Below are 24,923 nucleotides of genomic sequence, written 5' to 3'. Positions count from 1 at the left end.
CTGCATCCTCCATATCTCCTCTTGACTGCTAATGCGTATTAGCAGCTAATACGTATAAACAGGATTTGACTGATTGCTGTCAAGCGCGAAAATGTGAGTCGATCGATGACGTTTGCGGGGCATTTGAAATCGCTTGGATTTTCCGGAATCCGCGTGTTCGGCGACAGCATCAGCGCCGGGTTCAATGCCAGCCATCGGCATCTGGCCTGGCCGGCGCTGTTTGCGGCCGAGCTAAGCGCATTGACGCTCCGCAATCATGCGATCCCAGGGACGGTGCTGCAGGCATCACCGCTTGCCGACGGTAGAGCCCGAGCAGACAACGGCGTCAGCAGGTATGCCGGCGCCCTGCTCGATGCCCCGCATAGCGACGCGATCCTCATCCTCTACGGCTATAACGACGCCCGCTACATGGCTGCGCCTGACAGCATGAACGCGAAGAGCTTCAGTCGTGACTATGCGAATATGCTAGAGAGACTGATCGAAGCGGGCCATGCGGAAAGACTTGCGATCGGCAGTCCGCCCTATATTCCCGACAGCGGTTTCTCAGTTGGAAGCGCCGGCTTTACCGGCCAGACACGCCAGGGCTTTGAAGTCTATGTCCGTGCCGTGCGGGAGCTGGCGCAGGCTTTTCGCATCTTCTATGCGCCTGTTTACGAACGGATGAAAGCATGCGGCGATGGCGCACTGGCGTCGCCCGATCTAACGCACCCCAATGATGCCGGTCATCGCGTCATCTGCGACGCGTTTAGACATGCCATCATTCATGAGAAACCGGTTTAGCCGCGCTTATCGCCGAGCGACTTTGGGTCGGGCGACGCCGCGGAGCTCGGCGAAGGGTTCGCCTGAGGTGGAGATTCCAACAGGAAAAGGGCTCACAGCGACCGGCGGGAAGCCGGTCGCTTGCCCCACGCTTTCAACGCGCGCTGTATTTTGCGTCGAGCTCATCGATCGCGGAGACATTGCCGGCCGAACGGCCGTTCTGGTCGAATGTCTGGGCGAGGAACGCGTCGGCGATCGACTTCGCGAGCTCCGGCCCAATGACACGCGCGCCCATCGTGATGATCTGCGCGTTGTTGGAAAGGGCGGCACGCTCGGCCGAATAGGTGTCGTGCGTCAATGCAGCGCGGATGCCAGGCACCTTGTTGGCCGAAATGCAGACGCCGATGCCGGTGCCGCAGATCAGGATTGCCTTGTCATAGGTGCCGTCGATCACGCCCGAGGCAACGCGATCCGAAAGGTTGGCATAGAACGGATCGAGCCCGTCGTTGATGCGCGACACTTCATGGACATCGAACCGATCCTTGAGGTGTTCGGCAAGCACCTTGGCGAGACCTTCGCCGGCACTGTCTCCAGCAATTGCAAGCTTCATCTTTTTTCTCCTTGGAGTTTGGTGGCACATTTCGCGAGGATGTCGAGATAGCCCTCGACGTTCCAGGCGGAACGGCCGATGAAGAGTCCGTCGATATGCGGGCTCGAAATCAGTTCCTCGCAGTTCTGCGGATTGACCGACCCGCCGTAGAGGCAGGGGATTTTTCGCCCAAGTACGGCTTCAGCAACCGCAATGATCTCGGCCTGGCGGGCATCGGCATAGTCGGCCGTTGCCGGGATGCCTCTTTCGCCGATCGCCCAGACAGGCTCGTAGGCAAGCAGGATTTCCGCCGATTTCTGTTCGCCGGACAGCTTCGACAAGGCCCCGCGAACCTGGACTGCGAGAATTTCCGCGGCTTTTCCGCTCTCCCGGTCGGCAAGTGTTTCGCCGATACAGATCAGCGGGATCAGGCCGTGGCGAACCGCCGCCTCGGTCTTCAGCCCGACAGTCTCGTTCGTCTCTCCGAAAAACTCCCGCCGCTCCGAATGCCCGAGCTCGACGATATCGAGATCGCAATCCTTCAGCATCAAGGGGGAGATTTCGCCCGTCCAGGCGCCCTGGTCCGCCCAATGCATGTTCTGCGCACCGACCTTGACGGAGGTCTTCGCAAGCATGCGCTTGACCTCCCGCACAGCGGTAAACGGCGGGATCACAAAGCGCTGGATGATAGGATCGCGCATAGCATCGGCCGCCTCGAGGCCGCGGGCAAAATGCTCGGCCTCGGCGAGCGTCTTGTTCATCTTCCAGCTGGTGCCAATCCAGAAGCGTGGTTTCTCCGTCATGCCTGATCCTGCGCTGGTGCGATGGTGAGCTTGATACCCACCCGATCGAATTCGTCGAGAACAGCGGCCGATGGCGCGCTGTCGGTGATAACAGTGTCGAAATCAGTCAGATCCGCCATAACATGCAGCGCCGTGTGGCCGATCCGCTGGTGGTTGACCAGGAGGCAGCTCCTGGTCGAAGACGCGATCATCGCCCGCTTGGCGCGAACGACATTGTCGTCCATGTGATAGGCGAGCCTGCCGCTGACCGCGGGCGTCGAAATGAATGCGATATCAGCCCTCAGACGAGACAGCGATTCCTCCGTAACGACGCCGAGATAGGCGTTGAACTTCGCGGAATAGATGCCGCCGAGTGCAATCAGGGTGATACCGTTCTCGCCCTTCAGCCGTTCCATGATCGCCGCATTGTTGGTAATCACCGTCAGCGGTCGCTTACGCAACAGCATCTCGCCGAGAACCGCAGCCATCGATCCGTCATTGACCATGACCGTCATGCCCGGTTCGACAATGGCCAGCGCTTCCTGCGCCATCGCAACCTTGGCTTCCCCGCCCTGACGCTCGCGAATGCGAAAATCACTCTCGAATTGCGTTCCGGCATCGATCGTCGCGCCACCGCGTACCTTACGCAGGACACCCGCCTGCTCGAGGTCGTCGAGATCGCGGTGAATGGTCATCTTCGAAACGGAAAAACGTTCAGCAAGATCATCCACTTCGACGGTCTTGCCCTCGACAAGCAGATTGACGATCAGCTGCTGGCGTTCTTCCCGTTTCATTCTTCTCAATCCTGATTACCAACAAAGTAACACAAAAATTGTGAAAATCAACAATTCAAAATGTTATTATGTGACAAATGTTCGTTACCAGACGTCAGGCAAGGAGGGCTCGCGCGGTCCGTTCGTCCGTAATCAACCCATGCAGGCGTCGGCTGCGCAGGATCGCCCGTATCGCCGCCACCTTGGCCTGTCCGCCCGCCAGGGCCACGAGGCGTTCCTTCATCGTTGTCGGAAAAGATGCCGAAAGGGTACGCCCGGTCAGTGCTGTATCGAGGATTTGGCCGTCTGCGTTGAAAAAGTGACCGAGTATTTCACCGACGCCGCCCGCGGCAGCGATATCTTCGATCTCGCCCGGTTCGACCAGGCCAGAGAGCACCAGCTGGGCCTCGGCGTCCACCGTACCCAGGCCGACGAGCTTCAGGTCAGCGTCATTGGCGAGATCGAATACTTCCTTGACACCACGCTGTGCCCTCAGCACCTCTCGGTCCTCGGCGGTATTGGCGAAGAAGGGAACCGGCATGACATAGGCATGCGTGCCGGTCTTTTCCGCGATACGGTGCATGACGTCGTAGGGATTGGCACCGTAATTTCGCGTGAGACCGCCAAGCAGGGAAACGAAGCGTATGTCCTTGGCATTTGTCCGCGGCATATACTGAACGGCAGCCGAAAGCGTGCGGCCGTGGCCAAGGCCAATGACTGCGTGATCACCGTGTTCGATCTCGCGCTTCAGATAGCCGGCTCCCGCGTGACCGAGCGCGCGCAGCGGCAAGCCCTCTTCGCCAAGATCAGGTGCTACCTCGCAATATTGCAGTCCGAAGCGTTCGGCGAGGCGTGCCTCCAGTTCGACGCATTCGACGATATCGCCGTCGATCGTGACCTTGACGACACCATCGGCAACGGCCCGCGCGATGAGCCGATGCGCCTTGACCGAGGGTATGCCGAGGCGCCGGGCAACGTCGGACTGTGTCAATCCGCCGGCGTAATGAAGCCAGGCGGCCCGCACGGCAAGTGTATCATCGGCATCCGTCATCGCCGCACCCTTCCCATTTCTTCGACGGCTATACCGCCTGACAACAAGCAGCCCTTGTAAATCGCCGGCTCATATCTTCAAGTCCGCGGCGCCGGTGTCGATATGCGGCGCCCAGAAGGCGACGCTTTCGGCAATCTGCGCGATAACCTCGCGATCATTCGGCTCGCGTTCCTTGAAGGAAAGTTCGAGACAGATCTCGTTGTCATCGGCACCGCCTGCCGCGAAAGCCTCCAACAGCGGGGCGGGTTGTATCCGCCCTTTGGCATTGAATTCCGCCGTGAACGGCCGGTGGCCGCCCTTGTCCATCAGGCTCTGCTTGATGTGGATGATCGGCGACAGCTTCGGCACGGCCCGCGCCCAGGCATAGGGGTCATAGTCGTCGGGATTGTCGGAGGTGACGTCGCCGTGGTCGATATCGGCCATCATCCACATCGGCACCGCCATATCGGCAGCGCTCAATCGCGCCTGCAGCGAAAGGCAGGATTGGATCGTGTCACCGAATTCACGGCCGATGCTCATCGGCTCCCAGAAGATGTAGGAAAGACCGGCGGCACTGGCATGCTCTGCGACTTCGCACCAGCAGTCGATGGCGATCTTGGTTAGCTCCTCGCGCCGGCTTGCGTCGTCGAAATCCTTGTAGGTGAAGATCGCAAACTGCGTTCCGACGGAATGTCCGCCGAGATCGGCAGTAATGTCGGCAAAGGTCTTGAACCAGTCCACGTAATAGCGGCGGACCTCGGCATCCGGATGCCCGAAATGGTTCAGCCGTCCATACGGCCCGGTCATGCCGGAGGTAACGCGAACGCCGGTACGTGCCAACGCGGCTTTCATCTGGCGGGTCAGGCGGCGGATGACAGGGGCTTGCCAGCTTGGATTGATGAATTCATGCGTCAACTGGAGATCGCGAATGCGCAGATCTCGCGCCACCGTCTCGATCAAGTCGTCGGGGTCGGCAAAGCGGTTCACAAGCGGGTTGGTATTCAGCGAAAGCGAAAGCGGCACCAAGACCTCCTCAGGCGGCGGCAAGATGGGATGAAGCAAACCAGTCGGCAAAGGCTGCCCGTTCTGCCTCGCTGAGATGCAGGTAGTGCTTGGTGCGGCGATAGAGGACGTCCTCGGCCGTCTCCGCCCATTCGTTGGCAGCGAGATAACGGGCTTCCGCCTCATAGAGCTGCCCGCCGAAATAACGCCCGAGGCCTTGCAGGTCCGTTGCCCCGGCAACCAGGTTCTTCGTGCGCGTGCCGTAGAGACGGCCATAGTGATGGACGAGTTTTCGCGGCATCCACGGATAGGTGTCACGCAGGCTGTTGGCGAAGGTCTCGTAGTCGGCATTGGGCATCTCCCCGCCCGGCAGCGGTGCCTTTTCCGTCCAGTCGCCGCCCATGTTCGGGAAGATGTGCCTGAGGCGCTGCATGCCGCGTTCGGCAAGCTCCCGGAAAGTCGTGATCTTGCCGCCAAAGACATTGAGAAGCGGCGCTCCCCCGGTCTCATCAAGATCGAACACATAGTCGCGGGTCACCGCTGATGGATTGCCCTTGCCGTCGTCAAACAACGGGCGCACGCCCGAGAAGCTGTGCAATACGTCCCGGCGGCGCAGCTTCTCCTTGAAATAGCGGTTCACCGCCTTCAGCAGATAGTCGATTTCCGACTCATCGGCTGCCACATCCTCGGCTCGGCCCTCATAGGCGATATCGGTCGTTCCGATCAGCGCCTTGTCGCCTTCGTAAGGGTTGATGAAAATGACGCGTTTGTCGTGATTCTGAACCAGGTAGGCATTGGAACCGGCCCAGAATTTCGGCACGATGATGTGGCTGCCCTTGACGAGACGCACATTGCGGCTGGAATTGGAGCCGGCGACGCGGTTGATGATGTCGGTGACCCACGGGCCGGCGCAATTGACGAGACATCTGGCGCGGAACGTCCGCATCTCGCCGCTGGTGCTGCTTTTCGTCGTGATCGTCCATTGGCCGTTTTCCCGGCGTGCCGACACAGCCGGCGAGCGGGTCAGCACCAGGGCGCCCTTCTCGGCAGCGCTCACCGCATTCAACGTGACGAGGCGGGCATCGTCCACCCAGCAATCCGAATATTCGAAGCCGCGGGTATATTGATCGAGTATGGGCGTGCCTTCAGGATCGCGCAGCAGATTGAGCGTGCGGGTGCCCGGCAGCTTCTTGCGCCCGCCGAGATGATCGTAGAGGAAAAGGCCGAGCCGGACGAGCCAGGCGGGGCGATCCTCGGGACTGTGCGGCAGCACGAAACGCATCGGCCAGATGATGTGCGGAGCCGCATTGAGCAGCACCTCGCGCTCGATCAGCGCCTCCCGCACCAGTCGGAATTCGTAGTATTCCAGATAGCGAAGGCCGCCATGCACGAGCTTGCCCGAGCGGGAGGAAGTGCCCTGCGCCAGGTCGTCCTTTTCACATAAGGCGACTTTCAAGCCACGCCCGGCAGCATCGCGGGCAATTCCCGCGCCGTTGATGCCACCGCCGATGACGAAAAGATCCAGGATTTCGGGTTCAGTCATGTCATGCTCCCTCGGATGCCTTTTGCATCAGCGATTCATTTTGCGGACGCCGCCGCCGCGGCTCTGGCCAATGCCTCCCAGGCAGTGGGCATGGCCTTTCGGATATCGGCATAGGCGGAAAAAAGGAGATCGAAGCGTGCGGCTTCCTCACTGACCGGCTCTTCGGCTTCGCCGAGCAGTGGCGTGACCCAATCGGCGATGCAATCGTCCATGGTCCTGTAGGCGCCGATCGACACAGCAGCCATCATCGCAGCACCTGCAGCTCCGGTCTCTTCGCGACGCGACAGCCGGATAGGTGCCTTGAGCGAAGCGGTGAGCGAACGGCGCAGCGCGCTCGAACGCACGGCGCCGCCGGTGACGCGCAGTTCTTCCGGCATCTCGCCCATGGCCGCGTAACAATCGCGCGTCGCCAATGCCAGACCTTCGACAACCGCGCGAACGAGGTCCGGAAATCCATGACGGACCGAAAGACCGGAAAAGCCTGCCCTGGCCTGGGCATTGACGAAAGGTCCACGCTCCCCGGCCTCGGAAATATAGGGGTGATAGACGACCGATCCGGGCTGGCTTTCGAAAAACCAGCGGTCGATCCTGGCGACGAGCTCGGTGTGAGTAGCAGGTTTTCCGGCCTCCGCCATCAGATAGGCAGCCATCTCAAGCAGCCAGTCGATATTGATCGTCGCACCCATATTGGTCTGCACCTGGGTAACGGTATCAGGGATCGGCAGGGCAATGACGTAGCCCGTGCCCTCTCGGTTGAGATGGACGTCAGCCACTGGCTTTGCGCGCAGATGCACGCCGGTCGAACCAATCGTCGAACAGGCTGCATTACGCCCGCCGCTGCGAACACCGGCGCCGAGCGCGGTCATCACCATGTCGACGTAACCAAGACTGACAGGCGTGCCGGCCAGCAGGCCGCAGGCCCGCGCCGCTTCCGCCGTCAGCGGATGGCTGATCTCGGTTCCATCGACAATCTCCGGCAGAAGCATGCGGCGATGCGTCAACCCAAGGGCGTCAATGGCAACGGGCGAATACTGCCGGGTTCTGAAATCACCAAAGGTAAAGCTTGCCTCGGAAGGGTCGGTCGCCCGCACACCGGTAAAATTGAGGTAGAGCCAGTCCTTGCAGTGCAGCGCCGTTTCCGCTCCGTCCAGGAGCTCTGGCGCCACCCGATCCATATGCGCGAGCTGCGCGCCCTGCTGGCAGGTATTCAGTCCCGTGCCCGTCTGCTCGAAACGCGCCCTGTTCGTTTCCTGGCCGGCAAGGGACACCACAGTCGGCGCGGCACGCGCGTCGAGCCAGAGCCAGGCATCAGCGACAGGCTGATTTCCAGAACCGACCAGCCATGTTCCGTCCCCCTGCCCCGTCACCGCGATCGCCGCGGTGCGCGACGCAAGACCCTCAACCTTCTCGCCAAGGCCGCGAAGCGCGCCGACACAATCCTGCCATGTCTGCGCGAGCGACTGCGTGGCCGAACCATCACTGCCGCTTGAATATTTGTTGCGAACCGATGCTGCGGCGATCTGGCGGCCGGAAAGGTCGAAGGCAACCGCCTTGATGACCGAAGTTCCCGCATCGATACCAACGATGACTTGGCGGCTAACGTCCATCACGGATTATCCGGCAAACACGTCGAACATTGCGAGGAGCAAAACACGCGTCGAATTCATCTCTCATCCTCCTGGTCGGCACAACCAGCAAAGGTTGCAGGCGACCACATTTCGAATTCACGAGCAAGCCGGCCGGTGCGCAGTCCCGCCTTTGATATTCGATACTTTTCGGAGCGCCCGCGCGCTTCATCAAAAAGATAACACAAAGATATCATTGGTACAGTAAGTTTTTTCTCGCAATGAAATTTTTTTTCAGATAAAATAATAGCAACCTGTTCGATGAGCATCGAGAGCCGCCTCGACTATCGGCGACACTGGCGTCACGGTACGGGGACGGGTGTCAGAATAATTTATCTTCTAATATCAAGTATATAGAATAACATAGCCTGCCGGACGAGCGCCTTCGCAGTCGACACGAACCCCGGGGGAAAGACTATTTTTCCGGACGCCGATCACGCTTTGAATGTTATGTTATAAACGTCAGTTCACAAAACTCCTGTTGACAGACGAACAATTTGATAACATGATTTTTGACAGAATTACCATTTACCTATCATGCAGGCATTGCTGCTGAGGGATTTGCGGTCCGGGCGATTGAAGGAGACAAGCGCCTGTCCCGACACGTAGGAGGTACGGATGCACAATCTTTCCGGCTATCATCACGCCACAGGCAGCGACCGGCGAGGCAGGGTCCCGAATATTCGCGTGCTTCTCGGAGCATGCCGTCTTCGATGAAGCAGCCATAGGCTTTGCCAACTTCCTCCCGCCTTCGCCGTAAATCCGACCAGCCGCAAAGGTCGCCAGCAATGAATACTCAGCCCGCCCACGCAGCCTCCGCGCCAGGCAAAGGCAACTTGAAGATGGTCATCACCGCCGTTGCGGCTATCGTGGTCATCGGCGCCATCGCGCTCGATACCACGGTTGTGAAGATCGGCTCGGAAGACGACGTCAGGCAGCAGGCATTTTCTCCGGAAGCCTTTGGGGCGGAGCAGTTCCCGAAAATCCAGGCGGATGTCGAAAAGCGAGCGGTGGCTGCGATTGACCTGGCGACGGCGATCGCTGCCGACAAGAAGGCGGCCGGCGAGAAATACGGCGTTGCCACGAGCACAGGCCCGGTCATCCCGGTGACACTGACTGGCACCTTCGGTGAACGCAAATCCAATACCAACGAAATGAAGATCGACGGACTTCCCCCCGAGACGGTGGTCCGTGTCCAGACCGGCCCTGCGGTCAATGGCACGGACCTCCGCGATGCCACGGGCACAATTCACTTCGGCCAGTTCACCAATCAGATCCAGTATCAGGACGCCGGGTCGGCCATCAACAACGAGATGAAGAAGGCCGTATTCGCCGGCCTTGATCCGGACCAGCTCAATGGCAAGACGGCAACCGTCATCGGCGTCTTCAGACTCATCAACCCCAAAAACTGGCTCGTTACCCCGGTCAAGGTCGACGTCAAATGAGCCAGCCGATCCCCACATCAAAAGGCCTTGGCGAGGTGGTCCTGGCCGCCCGCAACATCGCCAAAACCTACGGTAGCGTGCATGCCCTCAAGGGTGTCAATTTCGATATCCGTCGCGGTCAGGTCACCACGCTGTTCGGCGAGAACGGCGCGGGCAAATCGACGCTGATGAAAATCCTTTCGGGCGTCGTCCAGCCTACGTCGGGCGAGATCATTCTCGATGGTGCGCCGATCAGCTTCAACTCTTCGACCCACGCGCGCGACTGCGGCATCTCGATCATTCACCAGGAACTCAGCCTGGCGCCCAATCTCAGCGTGCGCGACAACATCTTCATGGGCCGCGAGATCATCAAGAGCGGCGTGGTAGACTTCGCGGAAGAGGAACGCCAGACGCGCCTTTTGATGGAGGCATTGGAAGAGGAGATCGATCCGCTGACCAAGGTGGAGGATCTTCGTCTCGGCCAGCAGCAGATCGTCGAAATTGCCCGGGCGCTATCCGTCAATTCGCGTATCCTGATCATGGACGAGCCGACGTCGGCGCTGAGCGCCACGGAAGTGGAGGTGCTTTTCAGGGTTATCCACGACCTGACCAATCGCGGCGTGTCGATCGTCTATATCTCGCATCATCTCGAGGAGGCGCTGCAGATCACCAACCACGCCGTCGTGCTGCGCGACGGTACCATGACAGCCTATGCGCAACGCAAGGACATCGATCTCGAATGGATCGTGCGAAACATGGTGGGCGACAACTTCGATCTCGGCAGCCCGCCTGAAGGTTATACCTTCGGTAAGCCTGCACTTTCGATCGACAACCTCACCGTCCCGGGTCCCGCCGGATCAGCCTTGAATTCCGTCGACCGCTTGTCGCTGGACGTGCGCGCCGGGGAGGTCGTCTGCATCTACGGTCTGATGGGCGCCGGCCGCACCGAGCTTCTGGAATGTGTCGCCGGACGGTTGCGCGCCAGTGGCGGCACCGTCAGGCTTGAAGGCCAGGATGTCGGGCATCTGAGCATCGCCGGACGCATCGCAAGCGGCCTTGTGCTGGTGCCGGAGGATCGCCAGCGCGACGGCCTCGTCCAGACGATGACTGTCGGCTCCAATCTCTCGCTCGCCAGCATCGGCGCCTTTACCAAAGGACTGTTCACATCCGGCCGTCGCGAGCGCGAGCTTGTCGATGCCTCCATTCGCAAAGTCCACGTCAAGACCGATGGTGGTGAGGCGGCCATCGGTTCGCTGTCGGGTGGCAATCAACAAAAGGTGGTCATCGGCAAGATGCTGGCGACAGACCCGAAGGTCATTCTTCTCGACGAGCCGAGCCGCGGCATCGACATCGGTGCCAAGGCGGAAGTCTTCAAGCTTCTTGCAGAACGCGCCCGGCAGGGTCTAGCCGTCATCTATTCGACTTCCGAGGTCAACGAGTGCCTGAGCATCGCGCACCGCATCATCGTCATGCATCGCGGCCGCATCTCGGCTGAATTCGGTGCTGACGTCACCAAGGAAAAGATCATGGCCGCTTCCGGCGAAGCCGTGGTCGCGCACTAGCCCAGAATTATGGAGCACTGATCATGTCAGTCACGAACATCACAGAAAAGCAGTCAGTGTCGCATGGGCAAAAGCGCAACATCAACCTCGTGCGCCTGATCCTGGAAGGCCGCGCCTTCTTCGCTCTGATCGTCATCATTGCGGTCTTCTCGTTCCTGTCACCCTATTACTTCAGCCTGAGTAACTTCCTGACCATGGCCTCGCATGTCGCGATCTTCGGCATCCTGGCGATCGGCATGCTTCTGGTGATCCTGAATGGCGGCATCGATCTTTCAGTCGGCTCGACGCTCGGGCTCGCGGGCTGCATTGCCGGCTTTATGATGAAGGGTGTGACGCTGGACGCCTTCGGCGTTATTCTCTATCCGCCGGTGTGGGCCGTCGTGGTTATCACCTGCGCCCTCGGTGGCGTCGTCGGCGCGGTCAATGGCGTGCTGATTGCCTATCTGAAGGTACCCGCCTTCGTCGCCTCGCTCGGCGTGCTTTATGTCGCCCGCGGTGTCGCGCTGCTGATGACCAATGGCCTGACCTACAACGATCTCGACGGCAGCCCCGAACTCGGCAATACCGGCTTCGACTGGCTCGGCTTCAACCGCCTCGCGGGCATTCCGATCGGTGTCGTCGTGCTCGCCGTGCTTGCGATCATCTTCGGCATTGTCCTCAGCCGAACGGCGTTCGGCCGCTGGCTTTACGCCTCTGGCGGCAACGAACGCGCTGCCGATCTCTCGGGCGTGCCGGTCAAGCGTGTCAAGATCATCGTCTATGTACTTTCTGGCGTCTGCGCGGCAATTGCCGGTCTGGTCCTGTCGTCGCAGCTGACCTCCGCCGGCCCGACCGCCGGCACGACCTACGAATTGACGGCGATCGCAGCCGTCGTCATCGGCGGAGCGGCCCTGACCGGCGGACGCGGCACCGTTCGCGGCACGATGCTCGGCGCCTTCGTGATCGGCTTCCTGTCGGACGGGCTCGTGATCATCGGCGTCTCGGCCTACTGGCAGACCGTCTTTACCGGCGCGGTCATCGTTCTCGCCGTCCTCATGAACAGCATCCAATACGGACGCCGGACAAAATCGTCCTGACGTCAGCAGAACTTATCCGCGACGGCAACTGGATTTCCAGAGGGCCGATCGCGGAAAGCACCGCCGGTTTCCGGCAGCACCCGAACTCACAAATGGGAGAGAGACTATGTTTAAGAAAGGCATGCGCATTCTTCTGGCAGCCGCGGCTGTCGCCCCGATTCTCGTCAGCTCCGCCTGGGCGGCAGGCCAGATGACGATCATCGTCAATGATCCGTCCAACCCCTACTGGCTGACGGAAGGCAATGTCGCCAAGGCAACAGCCGAAAAGCTCGGCTACACGGCTACGGTCAGCGCGCATAGGGGTGACACCAACACGGAAAGCAACCTGATCGACACTGCCATCACCAACAAGTCGGTCGCCATCATCCTCGACCCCGCCAATGCCGACGGCTCGGTCGGAGCAGTGAAGAAGGCGGTTGCTGCAGGCATCCCGGTCATTCTCGTCAATGCGGAGATCAACCAGGAAGGCCTTGCCAAGGCACAGCTCGTTTCGAACAATGCCCAGGGTGCTGCGATCGGCGCGCAGCAATGGGTCGAAGCGGTCGGCGACAAGGGCAACTATGCCGAACTCCTTGGCGCGCCGTCCGACAACAACGCTGCCACCCGCTCGAACGGCTACGAAACCGTCCTGACCCAGTATCCCGACCTCAAGAAGGTCGCCCAGGAAGTCGCCAATTGGGACCGCACCCAGGGTCACAACAAGATGCAGTCCATATTGCAGGCCAATCCCGACATTATCGGTGTGATCTCCGGCAATGACGAAATGGCGCTCGGTGCCATTTCGGCCCTGAAGGAAGCTGGCAAGCTTGCCAATGTCAAGGTCGGTGGCTTCGACGGTTCGCCGGATGCGGTCGCCGCGATCAAGGCCGGCGAATTGCAATACACCGTCCTCCAGCCCGTCGCCGTCTTCTCCGAAGAGGCCGTCAAGCAGGCTGACAACTTCATCAAGACGGGCAGCACCGGCGCCAAGAGTGAAAAGCAGCTGTTCGATTGCCTGCTGATCACCAAGGACAATATCGACAAGTACACCGGACCGTTCGTTCTGGCCCAATAATCAGGACGGAGGGCGCCCATCCGGGCGCCCTCCTTCGACCCTTTCAACCACATCAAGCCGCTTTCGCCTTCTTTGCCTTGGCATGGCAATCACTATACGAAGCTGGGATATGGAATTCAGCGACAAGGGTGACCCGTGACACAGAAGACCAACCAGGGCGATGAGCTGTTGGACCAGCTGACCAGCGACAGCCGTCAGACGCGTCAGGTCGCGCGCCGGCGCATGATCGCGGAGGCTGTGATGAGCGAAGGTTCGATGCGCATCGAAGATCTGACGGATCGCTTCGGCATCAGCCTGATGACGGCGCATCGCGATGTGGATGAACTCGTGAGCCGCGGGATCTTCCGAAAAACACGCGGCATCGTTACGGCGGCAGCCACCAACCTTATTGAATCCAGCGATGTCTACCGTTCGAGCCGGCAGTCGGCGGAAAAGAAAGTGATCGCCGAAGCTGCCATGCAGTTCGTCGAACCGGGACAAGCCATCTTCTTCGACGACTCGACCACCGTCCTGCAGATGGCATCGCATCTCTCCTCGAAGGTGCCGATCACCGCGATCACCAATTCGCTGACCCTGATGAATGCGCTGACCGGCATGCACGACGTTACCCTGCTGGCGCTCGGCGGCCAGTACTACAACTGGTGCAATGCCTTTATGGGACGCATGACGATCACCGAGATCAAGGGCTTGCGGGCGGATATCGCATTCATTTCCATGTCGGCCATCAACGACGGCATCGTGCTGCATCAGTCACCCGAAACCGTCGATACCAAACGCGCCATGTTCGACTGTTCCGTCAAACGCATCCTGCTTGCCGACCACACCAAATTCGAGCGGCGCGCGCTTCACAGCTTCGCGTCGCTCGATGAATTCGATGTCGTCATCGTCGACGACAAGACCCTCCCCGTTCACATCGATCGGATGCGGTCCAGGGATATCAACGTCGTCGTTGCCAGGACCGGCCACGAGCGCATGTGACCGGACCGCCCGGTCACGACAGAAAGGTGAATGTGCATGCCGAGCCTTCTCGGGATCGATAGTGGACTGACCGTCACGAAGGCTGTCATTTTCGATATCGACGGCACGCCGATCGCAGTCGCTCGGCGGCGCGTCAGCCAGCTCATTCCGAGGCCGCGTTTCGTGGAACGGGACATGCGCGAGTTGTGGACCGCAACGGCTGAGGCGATCCGGGAAGCGGTCGCCCTCAGCGGCCGTCCGGCAAGCGATATCCAGGCCGTGGCGGCGACGGCGCATGGCGATGGCATTTATGTGCTGGATCAGACGCGTGCGCCGCTTGGCAACGGCATCGTGTCGCTGGATAGCCGGGCGGGCGATATCATCGATCGATGGACGAAGAATGAGGTCTCCGACGCGGCGATTGCTCTCACAGGTCAGGTGCCGCACGTCTCCGCCCCCTCGGCGCTGCTCGCCTGGATCCGGGACCATGAGCCGGAACGGTTTGCACGTATCGGCCATATCATGAGCTGCAAGGACTGGCTCCGATTTTGCCTCACCGGCACCGTTGGCACCGATCGCACCGAAGCAAGCACCTCATTCACCGATGTCGGGACCCAAGACTATAGCGTGGACGCCCTGCGCCTCTTCGGTCTGCAGGCGCTTGCCGATGCTCTGCCGCCAGCCTCGCGCTCGGACGAGATCGTTGGACGAATTACCGCCGATGCCGCGTGCTTGACCGGCCTCTTGGAAGGCACGCCTGTCGCGGCTGGATTGCACGATGTCACCGCCTCGGCGCTCGGCGCGGGTGGTTATGCCGATGGCGTCGTTGCCGTCATTGCCGGCACCTATTCGATCAACGAGACGCTGTCTTTTGAACCGCGTGTCGATCGACGCTGGTTCTGCCGTAATGGAATTGCGCCGGGCGTCTGGAACAGCATGTCGATTTCGCCTGCATCGAGCGCGAACTACGAATGGTTCATCGAAAAACTCTGCAGCCGCGAATGGACAGACTGCGAAGCCAAGGGCACGTCCATTCACGCTTTGCTGGCATCCGAGATCGACGCGGCTTTTGACCGGCCATCGCCCGTGCTTTTCCATCCCTATCTCTTCGGCTCGCCCTACGGCGCGTCGGCAAGCGCAAGCTTCTTCGGTCTCGGCGGCTGGCATGACCGCGGCGACATGCTGCGGGCCGTCATGGAAGGCATCGCATTCAACCACCGCATCCACGTCGACGCGCTGCGCGACGGTTTCGCCTTCAAGGAAGCACGGCTTGCCGGCGGCGTGTCACGCAACCCCGCAGTCGCGCAGATGTTTGCTGATGTGCTTGCGATGCCGGTGACCGTGACCGGCACCGATGAAGCCGCGGCCTGGGGCGCCGCCATCTGTGCCGGCGTAGCCGCAGGTCTTTACCCGGACCCACAGAGAGCTCCAAAAACGGACAAGCAGGGCAAGACCTGCGAGCCGGACGCCGCCCGCAGCGCCGAGTATGAGAAGCGCTACCGGCTTTTCCTCGAAATTGCAGAAACAATGATGCCGCTTTGGCCGAAGATCGCCGGCCTTGCGCAGGATAGTGCGGCAGCGGCCGCAGTTTAGGACGGCAGTACCATGACCCCCAATACGCTTGGACGCAGCCTGGATATTCGCGAACACGATGTCGACGTCGTGATCCTTGGAGCAGGCGTCAATGGCGCCGGTCTGTTTCGCGATCTCGCGGCTCAGGGCATCAACTGCATGATCGTCGACAAATCGGACTTCGGTTCCGGGACCAGCGCAGCGCCATCCCGCCTCATCCACGGCGGATTGAAATATCTGGAAACCGGTGAGTTCGGCCTGGTTGCCCAATCCACTCTGGAGCGCAATCTGCTTTTGAAAAATGCGCCGCATTGCGTCGAACCGCTTCCAACATTTATTCCGGTCTTCTCCTGGACTCGCGGCATCTGGGCCGCACTGCGGACATTGGCCGGCTCCAAGACGGCACCACGCAGCCGCGGTGCCGTGCTCATCAAGATCGGGCTTTCCCTTTACGATTTTTTCGGCTCACGCGATCGCGTCATGCCACGCCACCGGCTGATCCTGAAAAACAAGGCCATACGGGAAATGCCGCATGTGACGCCGGCGATTGTCGCCGGCGGCATCTACTACGACGCAAAAATCAGCCGGCCGGAACGTCTCGTCTACGAACTCGTCAAGGATGGGCTGGAAGCCAACCCGCAATGTGTCGCAGCAAATTTCGTGACGCTGACTGCTTCCTCGGAAGGCCGTCTGAGCTTTCAACGGGAGGATGGTACTGAATTCATGGTGCGGCCGAAGCTCGTCGTGAACGCGGCAGGCCCGTGGATCGATCATGTCAACGAGGCGCTCGGCGCGCCTTCGCGGCTGATCGGCGGCACCAAGGGCTCGCATATCCTGATAGATCATCCCGAATTGGTGCGCAGTCTCAACGGTCATATGATCTATTTCGAAGCCGATGACGGCCGTATCTGCCTGGTCTACGGCTATCTCGGGCTCGCGCTCGTCGGCTCGACGGATATCCCGAGCCGAGATCCCGACGCCGTACGCTGCGAAGAACCCGAGATCGATTACTTCCTGCAGAGCCTCAGATCGCTGCTGCCGACGCTGCGCTTCGATCGCGACCAGATCGTCTACACCTATAGCGGCATCCGGCCGCTTCCCGCCTCCGACGGAACAGCGCCCGGCCTGATCAGCCGAGACCATTCGGCACCGGTCATCGAAGCGGATGGCAAGCGGCCTTTTGCCATCATGTCGCTGGTCGGCGGCAAGTGGACGACATTTCGCGGTTTTGCCGAGGAGGTTGCCGACAGTGTCCTGACCCGGCTCGGGCGTTCGCGCAAGCAATCGACCCGCTATCTTGCGATCGGCGGCGGAAAGGCTTTCCCGGCCGATGCGCAGGCGAGACGGGGCTTTATCGACAGGATCGCCACAGCTGCAAGCATCCCGGCCGCGCGCGCGGAACAACTTCTGAACCGCTATGGAACGACGGCCGAGGCGGTAGCGATGTTCCCTTCCGATCATCCTGACGACCGGCGGTTATCGGGAGCTACACACTACAGTTTTCGCGAGATCGACTGGATCGCGCGCAACGAGCTTGTGGTCCATCTCTCCGATATCGTGTTGCGGCGCACGACGATCGCGATCGAAGGTCATGTGACCTATGCAGGTTTGACGGACATTGCCGGCATCGCCGCGAAAGCGCTCGGTTGGGACGCTGCGCGTGTCGCGCATGAGATCGATGACGTTGTTTCCCTGCTCAAGGAATTTCACGGACAGACGCTGGCAGCAGGCACGCCGGATATCGAGCCGGAAAAAAGTGCTCGTCCCGTCAGCAGATGAGATCCAGGAAAAGAGCAGAACGCGCGCCGACCGCAGAGCATTTCGCGAAGGCGGAAGCGAGAATGATCTTATGAATTGACGCCTCCGGAGGCTTCAATCGACCCAGTCCCTGTAGCCGGTGTCAAGCGCACGTCGGGCAAGAGACAGAATCGGTTCGTATTCGGCATCTGTGAGCATCGCGACATCAACGAGACCGAGAGTATCGCGCGCACCGGAAAGCGATGGCTCGGCGATTGCAGCGACCAGCGCTTCGCGTAGCAGTGCCACATCCGCATCTGAACCCTTTGCTCCTGTAATGAAGGGTAAGCCGGGCGTTGCGGGTGTCTCGGCAAGAACGCGGATGCCTGCGACGCGAGCAGGCGTAAAACGCAGGAGATTGGCAAAGGTGATGCAGTCGATTGCAGCGCATTCCGCCTGCCCACTCGACACAGCATCGATACTGCCGCCATGGCTGCCGGTCTCGACCGTGCCACCGAAGAAGCGGCCATTGCAGGCAAGAGGGGCGACGGCGGCGCGAAGCAGATTTGCCCCGGAATTGCTGTCGGGACTATTGATCGCGGCCGTCGCACCGAGCAGGTCCTGCACTGAAACGAAGGTGGAAGCTCGGCGCACGACAATGAAGCTGCGCATCAAAGGTCCGTCGCAGCCGGGATGGGAATAAACCGGTGTCGCCACGAGACGCACCTTGCCGCGCAATCGCTTCACATAGGGATAACCACAGGTCTGGGAAAAGAGCAGGTCCTCATGCAGCCAGGCCTCGTCGTAGGGGATCGTCGCATCGAGGTTTTCCGGCGGATCCGAAAGCCCGGCCTGCCCAAGATAGTACCGCAGGAACGACCAGAGTTCAGCTTTTGCATCCGCAAGCGGCTGCGGCGTAGCGTACATTGCAAGACTGGCGAGGCGCATGCTTTTCACCCGCCGTGGTGCTCGTCGAGCAGGCGGGAAGCAAGGATGGCCACATCTTCGCCGAGCGAACGATCCTCCGTCATGACCGGTGCGATGCCTCGAACGAAGGCATGGGCCCCTGCCGTTCCCACGCCGCAAAGGTGTCCGGGGCGCTGGTCGACCGCCTGAGCGGCTGCGAGCATTTCGCAGGCGATGAGCACGCGCCACAGTTCCAGCATCTCGCCGAGTTTGCGCACGGCAAGGGAGGATTGTGTTGCATGATCCTCGACGCCTTCCGATACCGCAAGAAAGTCGAGCATGACAGGATTGGCCTTGTGCCTGATATCGGCCATCAACGCCGCGACCGTCTTCTGCATCGGCACGAACCCGGCCGATGGACCGCCAATCGGCGACAGATAGCGCGGCAGGCCATTGCGACCCGGGCCTGTCAGCTGAATGAAGCGCGCAGCCGATGCCGCAGCCGCCTGAGCGATCGCAAGGCCCAGTGTCTCGAAGGCAAGCGAAAGTGCCGGCGTCTGGAAATTGCCTGATGACAGCACCTGTTGCTCTTCGAAGAGAACGACGGGATTATCGGCCGCGGCATTGAGCTCGATCTCGACAGCTTCGACCGCCCTCAAGAGCGCATCGACAAGTGCGCCGTGGATGGGTGCAACGCAACGCAGGCTCAGCGGATCCTGGATGGCGGCGTTCGCCTCGAAAAGCGTCGAGCCCTCAAGCATCTGCAGCAACCGGTTGGCCTCTTCTGCCTGGCCCGCTGCCGGCCGGGCGCGTTGGATCGCAGGTGACAGGATGAGCGGATTGCCAGCAAGGCCCTCAAAACTCAAGGCAGCCGCCCGGCGCTGGGCATCGAGTAGTTCTTTGGCATCGTACAGGATGAGCGCGCCACGGCCAGCAGACACGGCTGAAGCATTGAGAAGCGATATCCCGTCCTTCGGTTGCAGGCTCGCTGGGGCAAGGCCCGCAAGCTCAAGCGCTTCAACCGCCGGGTAGACGATGCCGCGATACTCAGCTTTCCCTTCGCCGATCAGGGCGCGGGCCATGGCGGAGAGCAACACGAGATCACCCGCACCGATCGAACCAATCGAGGGCATGACCGGATGAACACCGGCGTTCAGCATGGCAAGCAGCGCCTCGAACACGGGCAGTGAAATACCGGATCCTCCGACTGCCAGCATCGAGAGCCTGGCGGCGATGACAGCACGGGTCGCATCGCGCGGCAGAGCTTCACCGACCGCCATGCCGCGGCCGCGGATCAGCTGCAGTTGAAAGGCCTCGAAATCGCCGGTCACTGCTGTCTTCAGATTGGCACCGAGCCCGGTGTTCATGCCGTAGATCTGCTGGCCGGAAGCTGCAGCGCCTTCCAGGATGCGCCGCGCCGCAATCAGCCGCTCACGGACCGCGCCGGAAACCTCGACGGTGGCATCACAGCGGGCGATCGCCTCTATGTCGGCAATTGTGATGCCAGAGCCGGCCAGCAGGATCCCGGTCATGCGAAACGCAGCCTCTGACCGATACCGGCCGAGCGCGCCTTGGAAAGCAGCGCGTGGCCAAGAGCAATGTCGCTGAGCGACAGGCCGCGATGCCACAGCAGGATAGTCTCGTCCTCACTCTCGCGGCCCGGCTTCAGGCCGGCGACGACCTGCCCCAGTTCGGCATGCAACGTCTGCTCGGAAAGCCGGCCGGTCTCGACATGGGCGCGCAGCGAGCCGAATTTGCCGGTCTTGCACTGGCCCCAGTCGTCGACGACGAGCTTGGCCATGATGTCGGTCAGCGACAGTTCCACGGCGCTCATCGTGCCATAGGGCACGACGAAGGCACCCTTCTTGATCCACTCCGTCTTCAGGAGGGGCTCGGGCTGCGATAGGCGTGATGCCTCGACGACGATATCTGCCCCCTCGACGCAGTCGCGCCAATTGTCGACCACGGTGATCTTCTTGCCGAGATCGGCCTCCAGCTTGGCGCCGAAGGCATCGCGGCTTTCGGGCCGACGCGAATGTACGCGGATCTCGTCGAAATCAAAGAGATGATCGAGCAGGCGGACATTCCAGTAAGCCGTGCCGCGCGCGCCGATATGGCCGAGGACCTTCGAACCCTTCCGGGCGAGATGCCGGGCGCCGAGCGCGGTGACGGCGCCGGTGCGCATGTCGGTGATGACAGTTGCATCAAGGATCGCCTTGGGCACGCCGGTGCGCGGATCGAAGAGGTTGAGCACGCCGAATTCGGAGGGATAACCGAGCTTGTAGTTGTCGACATAGTCACCGACCACCTTCACTCCGGCAAGGCCGAGCGGCGCCACATAGCCACGCAAGACGTTGAAATGGCCGTGAAAGCTTGCATCCGGCTCGAGATGGACACGCGGCTCGATCACCGTCTGGCCCCTGCCCTGAGCGGCGAGCGAAGTCTCGATCGCCGCCAGGATTTCATCATTGGTCAGGTCGAGCGCCTCGATGTCGAAGGCATTCAGATAGTCGATATAGATCGGATCCATTGTCATCTCGTTTATCGTTTGATCAGCGCGTCGAGGCCGAGGTTCTGGCGAAGCGTGCGGCCCTCGTAGTCTTCGCGGAAAAGGCCGCGGCGACGCAGTTCCGGCACGACATGGGCTACGAATTCCTCAAGCCCCGAGGGGAAGAGCGGGGCCATGACATTGAAGCCGTCGGCGGCGCCTTCGCTGAAGCGTTCTTCCATCGCATCGGCGATCTGCGCCGGTGTTCCTACAACCTGCCAATGGCCGCGCGCGCCGGCGAAATGGCGGGCAAGTTCGCGGATCGACAGGTTTTCGCGCCTTCCGAGATCAATGATCAGCTGCTGGCGGCTCTGGATGAGGTTGGTCTGCGGCATGTCTGGCAGCGGACCATCGAGCGGATAGGCTGACAGATCCTGGATGCTGAGGTAGCTTGCAAGAAGGGCGACACCAACGGCGTCGGGGATGAGTTCCTGCAGGGCCTGGTATTTCGCCTTGGCCTCGTCTTCGGTTGTGCCGACGATCGGCGATATGCCGGGCATGATCTTGATATCGTCGGGCTTGCGCCCGTATTTGGCGAGCCGCGACTTCACATCGGCATAATAGGTCTGTGCTTCGGCAAGCGTCTGCGAGGCGGCAAACACGACATCTGCGGTTCGGGCCGCAAGTTCCTTGCCGACATCGGATGCGCCCGCCTGCACCATGATCGGCCGGCCCTGGGCCGAGCTTGGGCTTTCGAGCAGGCCTTCGACGGTGAAATGTTTGCCGCGGCGATGCACGGGATGAAGCCTCGTACGATCGGCAAACCGAGCCCCACCCTCAGGAAAATAGGCTCCGTCATCGACGCCATCCCAAAGCGCGAGTGCTGCATCGGCAAATTCCTCGGCCCGCTCGTAGCGCTCGGAATGCGGGCGAAGGCCACTGCTCGCAAAATTCTCCGCCTCGAGTTCGCTTGCCGAGGTAACGAGGTTCCAGCCTGCCCTGCCGCCGCTTAGCTGATCGAGCGAGGCGAAGGTGCGGGCAAGGCCGTAGGGCTCGTTATAGGTTGTCGACGCCGTTGCTACGAGGCCGATATGACTGGTGTTCACGGCAAGAGCTGCAAGCAGGCTCAGCGGCTCGAATGCCGTCGAACGCGCTGCCTGGCTTGCCATTTCCGGATTGCGCTCTCGGATGGCGGCGGCATCCTCGACAAAGAGCATGTCGAATTTGCCCCGCTCGGCGATGCGGGCCAGCTCGATGAAATGATCGATATCGACACCGGCTTGAGCATGGGCTTGCGGATGTCGCCATGCCGCGATGTGATGCCCGCCCGCCATCAGGAAGGCGCCAAGTCTCATCTTGCGATCGCTGCTCATTGTGCTTGCTCCAATGCTGCCGCCGGATGAGCCGGACGGGCAAGACCAAGACGATCGCGCAAGGTTTTACCCGCATTCGCCTCGATCAATCCGAGGTGGCGCAACTCCGGAACCACCTTCGTCAGGAACAGATCCCCGATCGCAACGGTCGGGGGCAGTATCGTGAAACCGTCGATCTGCCCAAGGGCGAGCCATTCCCGTAGGGATTCGGCGATCTCCACCGGCGTCCCCACCAGACGTGACGCGGAAAGCGGTTGGCTCATCCGGTCGGCCTCACCAAACCGGAGCGCATCGCTTGCCGCCTGCGCCGCTTCGGAAGTTTCGGCAACGAATGGCACGACATTGGCCAGTATCCGCACGTCCTGCCGGCGACGGCCCGCCTTTTCAAGCAGGCGCACGAAGTCGACCACCGTCTCGTTTGTACTTTCCGGCGTCCGATCTTGAAGCAGGACGACTTCGGCACTTTGCGCGGCCAATGCTTTGTTATCTCCACGCAGAAGCTGGGCGATGATCGGTTTGCCCTGCGGTGAGCGATTGACATTCAGCGGACCGCGCACCGCAAAATGCTCGCCTCTGTGGTTGAGCACATGCATCTTGGCTGGCTCGAAAAACCGACCCTCAGCCTTGTCGTAGATGAAGGCATCGTCATCCCAGCTGTCCCAAAGCGCGCTCACAAGGCCGAGATATTCCTGGTCGCGTTCGAATTCGCCGGAAACGGGAAGGGCTACCCAGCCTGTCCGTCCGCTGCTGATCTGGTCCAGCGAGGCGAAGCGCCGGGCGAGATTATAGGGCTCATGCTGACTGGTTGCGGCAGCTGCCAGGAAGCCGATCCGGCGCGCCCGGGTGGCAAGGGCTGCGACCAGTGTCGTCGGCTCGAAGGGCGTGGCGACCGACGAGAGTTCCTCGATCGGCCTGGTACCGAGCCGGTCCGGAAGCAGGACGAAATCGAAACCGGCCTCCTCCGCTTTGACCGCCTGGGAAAGCAGCGCATCAAAACCGAGATGCTCGAGCGTTCCGGCATCGCGCCAGGCTGCGGGATGATGGCCGAAAGGTGTGAGGGAAAAACCGAGATGCATCAGAAACTCCTGCACTCAGATCGAGAAGATCGCGTCGCGCGTCAGTTGCCCGGTAACGATGCCACCGCCATCGACCACCGACAGCACGTCACTGTTGGCGGCGACCATCAGCGACAGCGCATCGCGCAGATTGGCACTCGCGGCAACACTGGCCGCGGGTGAAGAGGGAACACCAGGCCGCATCGCGTCGGCAACAGAAAACAGGCTGAGCCGCTTGATGGCGCGATCGATACCCACGAAATTCGCAACAAAATCGTCGGCAGGATGGGAAAGGATCGCATCCGGCGCATCATATTGCACGATCTTGCCGGCACGCATGATGGCGATCCGGTCGCCGAGGCGAATTGCCTCATCGAGATCGTGAGTGACCAGCACCACCGTCTTGCGCACGCGTTTCAAAATTTGCCTGAATTCGTCCTGCAGGCGTGTTCTGGCGATCGGGTCGATGGCGCCGAAGGGCTCGTCCATCAAGAGGACCGAGGGATCGGCGGCAAGGGCGCGCGCTACGCCGATGCGCTGGCGCTGGCCACCGGAAAGCTGGCGCGGATAGCGCTTCAGCATTTCCTTCGGATCGAGACCGACGAGATCGAGAAGTTCATCCGTCCGCCTGGCGATCCGCGGCCGGTCCCAGCCGAGCAGGTTCGGTACCGCAGCGATATTTTCGGCGATCGTCATGTGCGGAAAGAGGCCGACATTCTGGATGACGTAACCGATATGGCGGCGAAGCTTGACCGGATCGGCTTTTGTCACGTCTTCGCCATTGACGAAGATGCGCCCTTCCGTTGGCTCGATCAGCCGGTTGATCATGCGCATCGTCGTTGTCTTGCCGCAGCCCGACGGGCCGATCAGCGCGACCGTCGAGCCCTCGGGCACATCGAGCGTCAGGTGATCCACCGAAGGTGCTGCACTTTCACCGTAACGCTTTGTGACATTTTCCATGCGGATCATGCGGCGGTTCTTTCTGCAAACAGGTGCTTCTCGGCGCGGCCGAGGATGAATTCGGTGGCGAGTGCCAGGATCGCGATCGGCACGGCGCCGACGATGAGCCGCGACATGTCCATCATACCGATGCCGGTGGCGATAAAATCGCCGAGCCCGCCGCCGCCGATGAAAGGGGCGAGTGTCGCTCCGGCCAGCACCTGGACAGCTGCGGTGCGCGCGCCGGCAAACATCGCAGGGGCTGCGAGTGGAATGCGGATCTTGCGCAGGACCTGACCTCTGTTCATGCCCATGCCGATCGCCGCCTCCACGGCATCGGCATCGACATCGCGCAACCCGACATAGGCATTGAGCAGGATCGGCGGCAGGGCAAGCACGGTCAGCGCCACGATCGATGGCAGGATGCCGATACCGAGAAGCGGCAGCATGATCGCCAGGATCGCAAGACTCGGGATGGTTCTGAGGCCGTTGACGATGTTGATGACGCCAAAGGCAAAGCGACCGTAATTGACGATGAGGATCGAAAGCGGCAGCCCAATGGCAAGCGCAAGCGCAAGCGACACGCCGGACATCAGGAGATGCTGGCCGAGCGCGCGGAAGAATTCGTCCTGATGATCGACGATCCAGAAAAAGGCGGTGCTCAACATTGACACGCC

The 24,923-nt window shown here is 60.9% G+C and carries 23 protein-coding genes; 8 read left to right on the top strand and 15 right to left on the bottom strand.

Features of this window, described 5'->3' with window-relative positions; genetic code table 11:
- Positions 1-153: 153 nt before the first annotated feature.
- Positions 154-780, top strand: a complete 627-nt coding sequence (locus LVY75_01310) for an SGNH/GDSL hydrolase family protein (GenBank protein ID XAZ20634.1) — start codon at positions 154-156, stop codon at positions 778-780.
- 133 nt (positions 781-913) lie between these two features.
- Here the strand turns inward: LVY75_01310 and LVY75_01305 are convergent, their stop codons facing one another.
- The 8 genes from LVY75_01305 to LVY75_01270 all read right to left on the bottom strand — a co-directional run bounded on the left by LVY75_01305 (position 914) and on the right by LVY75_01270 (position 8,372).
- The gene (locus LVY75_01305; GenBank protein XAZ20633.1) at positions 914-1,369 is read right to left on the bottom strand and encodes an RpiB/LacA/LacB family sugar-phosphate isomerase; all 456 of its coding nucleotides are present in this window, start codon (positions 1,367-1,369) and stop codon (positions 914-916) included.
- Complete coding sequence (locus tag LVY75_01300; protein XAZ20632.1) at positions 1,366-2,151, bottom strand: triose-phosphate isomerase; 786 nt, start codon at positions 2,149-2,151, stop codon at positions 1,366-1,368. Before LVY75_01300 ends, LVY75_01305 begins: the two co-directional genes overlap by 4 nt.
- Positions 2,148-2,924, bottom strand: coding sequence for a DeoR/GlpR family DNA-binding transcription regulator (locus tag LVY75_01295; protein XAZ20631.1), 777 nt, complete (start codon positions 2,922-2,924; stop codon positions 2,148-2,150). The genes LVY75_01300 and LVY75_01295 overlap by 4 nt, the downstream gene beginning before the upstream one ends.
- 94 nt (positions 2,925-3,018) lie before the next feature.
- Positions 3,019-3,954 (bottom strand): sugar-binding transcriptional regulator, encoded by a 936-nt coding sequence (locus LVY75_01290; protein XAZ20630.1) that lies wholly within the window; start codon positions 3,952-3,954, stop codon positions 3,019-3,021.
- Positions 3,955-4,023: 69 nt separating this feature from the next.
- Positions 4,024-4,956, bottom strand: a complete 933-nt coding sequence (locus LVY75_01285; GenBank protein ID XAZ20629.1) for a sugar phosphate isomerase/epimerase — start codon at positions 4,954-4,956, stop codon at positions 4,024-4,026.
- Between the two features lie 10 nt (positions 4,957-4,966).
- Positions 4,967-6,478, bottom strand: coding sequence for a glycerol-3-phosphate dehydrogenase (locus tag LVY75_01280; GenBank protein XAZ20628.1), 1,512 nt, complete (start codon positions 6,476-6,478; stop codon positions 4,967-4,969).
- A 35-nt stretch (positions 6,479-6,513) separates the two neighbouring features.
- Complete coding sequence (locus tag LVY75_01275) at positions 6,514-8,085, bottom strand: carbohydrate kinase (protein ID XAZ20627.1); 1,572 nt, start codon at positions 8,083-8,085, stop codon at positions 6,514-6,516.
- Positions 8,086-8,141: 56 nt separating this feature from the next.
- Entirely contained in the window at positions 8,142-8,372 is a 231-nt protein-coding gene (locus tag LVY75_01270; protein ID XAZ20626.1) for a hypothetical protein, read from the bottom strand.
- Positions 8,373-8,891: 519 nt separating this feature from the next.
- Between LVY75_01270 and LVY75_01265 the strand changes: the two genes are divergently transcribed.
- The 7 genes from LVY75_01265 (at position 8,892) to LVY75_01235 (ending at position 17,527) form a co-directional block, all read left to right on the top strand.
- Entirely contained in the window at positions 8,892-9,548 is a 657-nt protein-coding gene (locus LVY75_01265) for a DUF2291 domain-containing protein (GenBank protein ID XAZ20625.1), read from the top strand.
- Complete coding sequence (locus tag LVY75_01260) at positions 9,545-11,089, top strand: sugar ABC transporter ATP-binding protein (protein ID XAZ20624.1); 1,545 nt, start codon at positions 9,545-9,547, stop codon at positions 11,087-11,089. Before LVY75_01265 ends, LVY75_01260 begins: the two co-directional genes overlap by 4 nt.
- Before the next feature lie 23 nt (positions 11,090-11,112).
- Positions 11,113-12,165 carry an ABC transporter permease gene (locus tag LVY75_01255; GenBank protein XAZ20623.1) on the top strand — a complete coding sequence of 351 codons (1,053 nt, stop codon included), beginning with the start codon at positions 11,113-11,115 and terminating at the stop codon, positions 12,163-12,165.
- A gap of 106 nt (positions 12,166-12,271) precedes the next feature.
- Complete coding sequence (locus LVY75_01250; protein XAZ20622.1) at positions 12,272-13,219, top strand: D-ribose ABC transporter substrate-binding protein; 948 nt, start codon at positions 12,272-12,274, stop codon at positions 13,217-13,219.
- 135 nt (positions 13,220-13,354) lie between these two features.
- On the top strand, positions 13,355-14,197 hold the full coding sequence (locus tag LVY75_01245; protein XAZ20621.1) for a DeoR/GlpR family DNA-binding transcription regulator: 843 nt from the start codon (positions 13,355-13,357) through the stop codon (positions 14,195-14,197).
- Positions 14,198-14,233: 36 nt separating this feature from the next.
- On the top strand, positions 14,234-15,769 hold the full coding sequence (locus tag LVY75_01240; protein ID XAZ20620.1) for a carbohydrate kinase: 1,536 nt from the start codon (positions 14,234-14,236) through the stop codon (positions 15,767-15,769).
- Positions 15,770-15,781: 12 nt separating this feature from the next.
- Complete coding sequence (locus tag LVY75_01235; protein XAZ20619.1) at positions 15,782-17,527, top strand: glycerol-3-phosphate dehydrogenase/oxidase; 1,746 nt, start codon at positions 15,782-15,784, stop codon at positions 17,525-17,527.
- A gap of 93 nt (positions 17,528-17,620) precedes the next feature.
- Here the strand turns inward: LVY75_01235 and LVY75_01230 are convergent, their stop codons facing one another.
- The 7 genes from LVY75_01230 to LVY75_01200 are packed head-to-tail and all read right to left on the bottom strand — an operon-like array spanning position 17,621 to position 24,914.
- Positions 17,621-18,433 (bottom strand): PhnD/SsuA/transferrin family substrate-binding protein, encoded by an 813-nt coding sequence (locus tag LVY75_01230; protein ID XAZ20618.1) that lies wholly within the window; start codon positions 18,431-18,433, stop codon positions 17,621-17,623.
- Between the two features lie 5 nt (positions 18,434-18,438).
- Complete coding sequence (locus LVY75_01225) at positions 18,439-19,923, bottom strand: histidine ammonia-lyase (GenBank protein XAZ20617.1); 1,485 nt, start codon at positions 19,921-19,923, stop codon at positions 18,439-18,441.
- Positions 19,920-20,921, bottom strand: a complete 1,002-nt coding sequence (locus LVY75_01220; GenBank protein XAZ20616.1) for an ornithine cyclodeaminase family protein — start codon at positions 20,919-20,921, stop codon at positions 19,920-19,922. Before LVY75_01220 ends, LVY75_01225 begins: the two co-directional genes overlap by 4 nt.
- An 11-nt stretch (positions 20,922-20,932) precedes the next feature.
- The gene (locus LVY75_01215) at positions 20,933-22,252 is read right to left on the bottom strand and encodes an LLM class flavin-dependent oxidoreductase (GenBank protein XAZ20615.1); all 1,320 of its coding nucleotides are present in this window, start codon (positions 22,250-22,252) and stop codon (positions 20,933-20,935) included.
- A complete protein-coding gene (locus LVY75_01210) occupies positions 22,249-23,328 on the bottom strand; it encodes an LLM class flavin-dependent oxidoreductase (protein XAZ20614.1) in 1,080 nt (359 codons plus the stop codon). The genes LVY75_01215 and LVY75_01210 overlap by 4 nt, the downstream gene beginning before the upstream one ends.
- Before the next feature lie 15 nt (positions 23,329-23,343).
- Entirely contained in the window at positions 23,344-24,276 is a 933-nt protein-coding gene (locus LVY75_01205; GenBank protein XAZ20613.1) for an ABC transporter ATP-binding protein, read from the bottom strand.
- Positions 24,273-24,914: an ABC transporter permease gene (locus LVY75_01200; GenBank protein XAZ20612.1), complete on the bottom strand. Its 642-nt coding sequence runs from the start codon at positions 24,912-24,914 to the stop codon at positions 24,273-24,275. The genes LVY75_01205 and LVY75_01200 overlap by 4 nt, the downstream gene beginning before the upstream one ends.
- Between the last annotated feature and the right edge of the window lie 9 nt (positions 24,915-24,923).

Source organism: Sinorhizobium sp. B11 (assembly GCA_039725955.1).
Taxonomy (GTDB): Bacteria; Pseudomonadota; Alphaproteobacteria; order Rhizobiales; family Rhizobiaceae; genus Rhizobium.
Note: the sequence above shows the minus strand (reverse complement) of the source record. Positions and strands in the feature narration are given on the sequence as shown.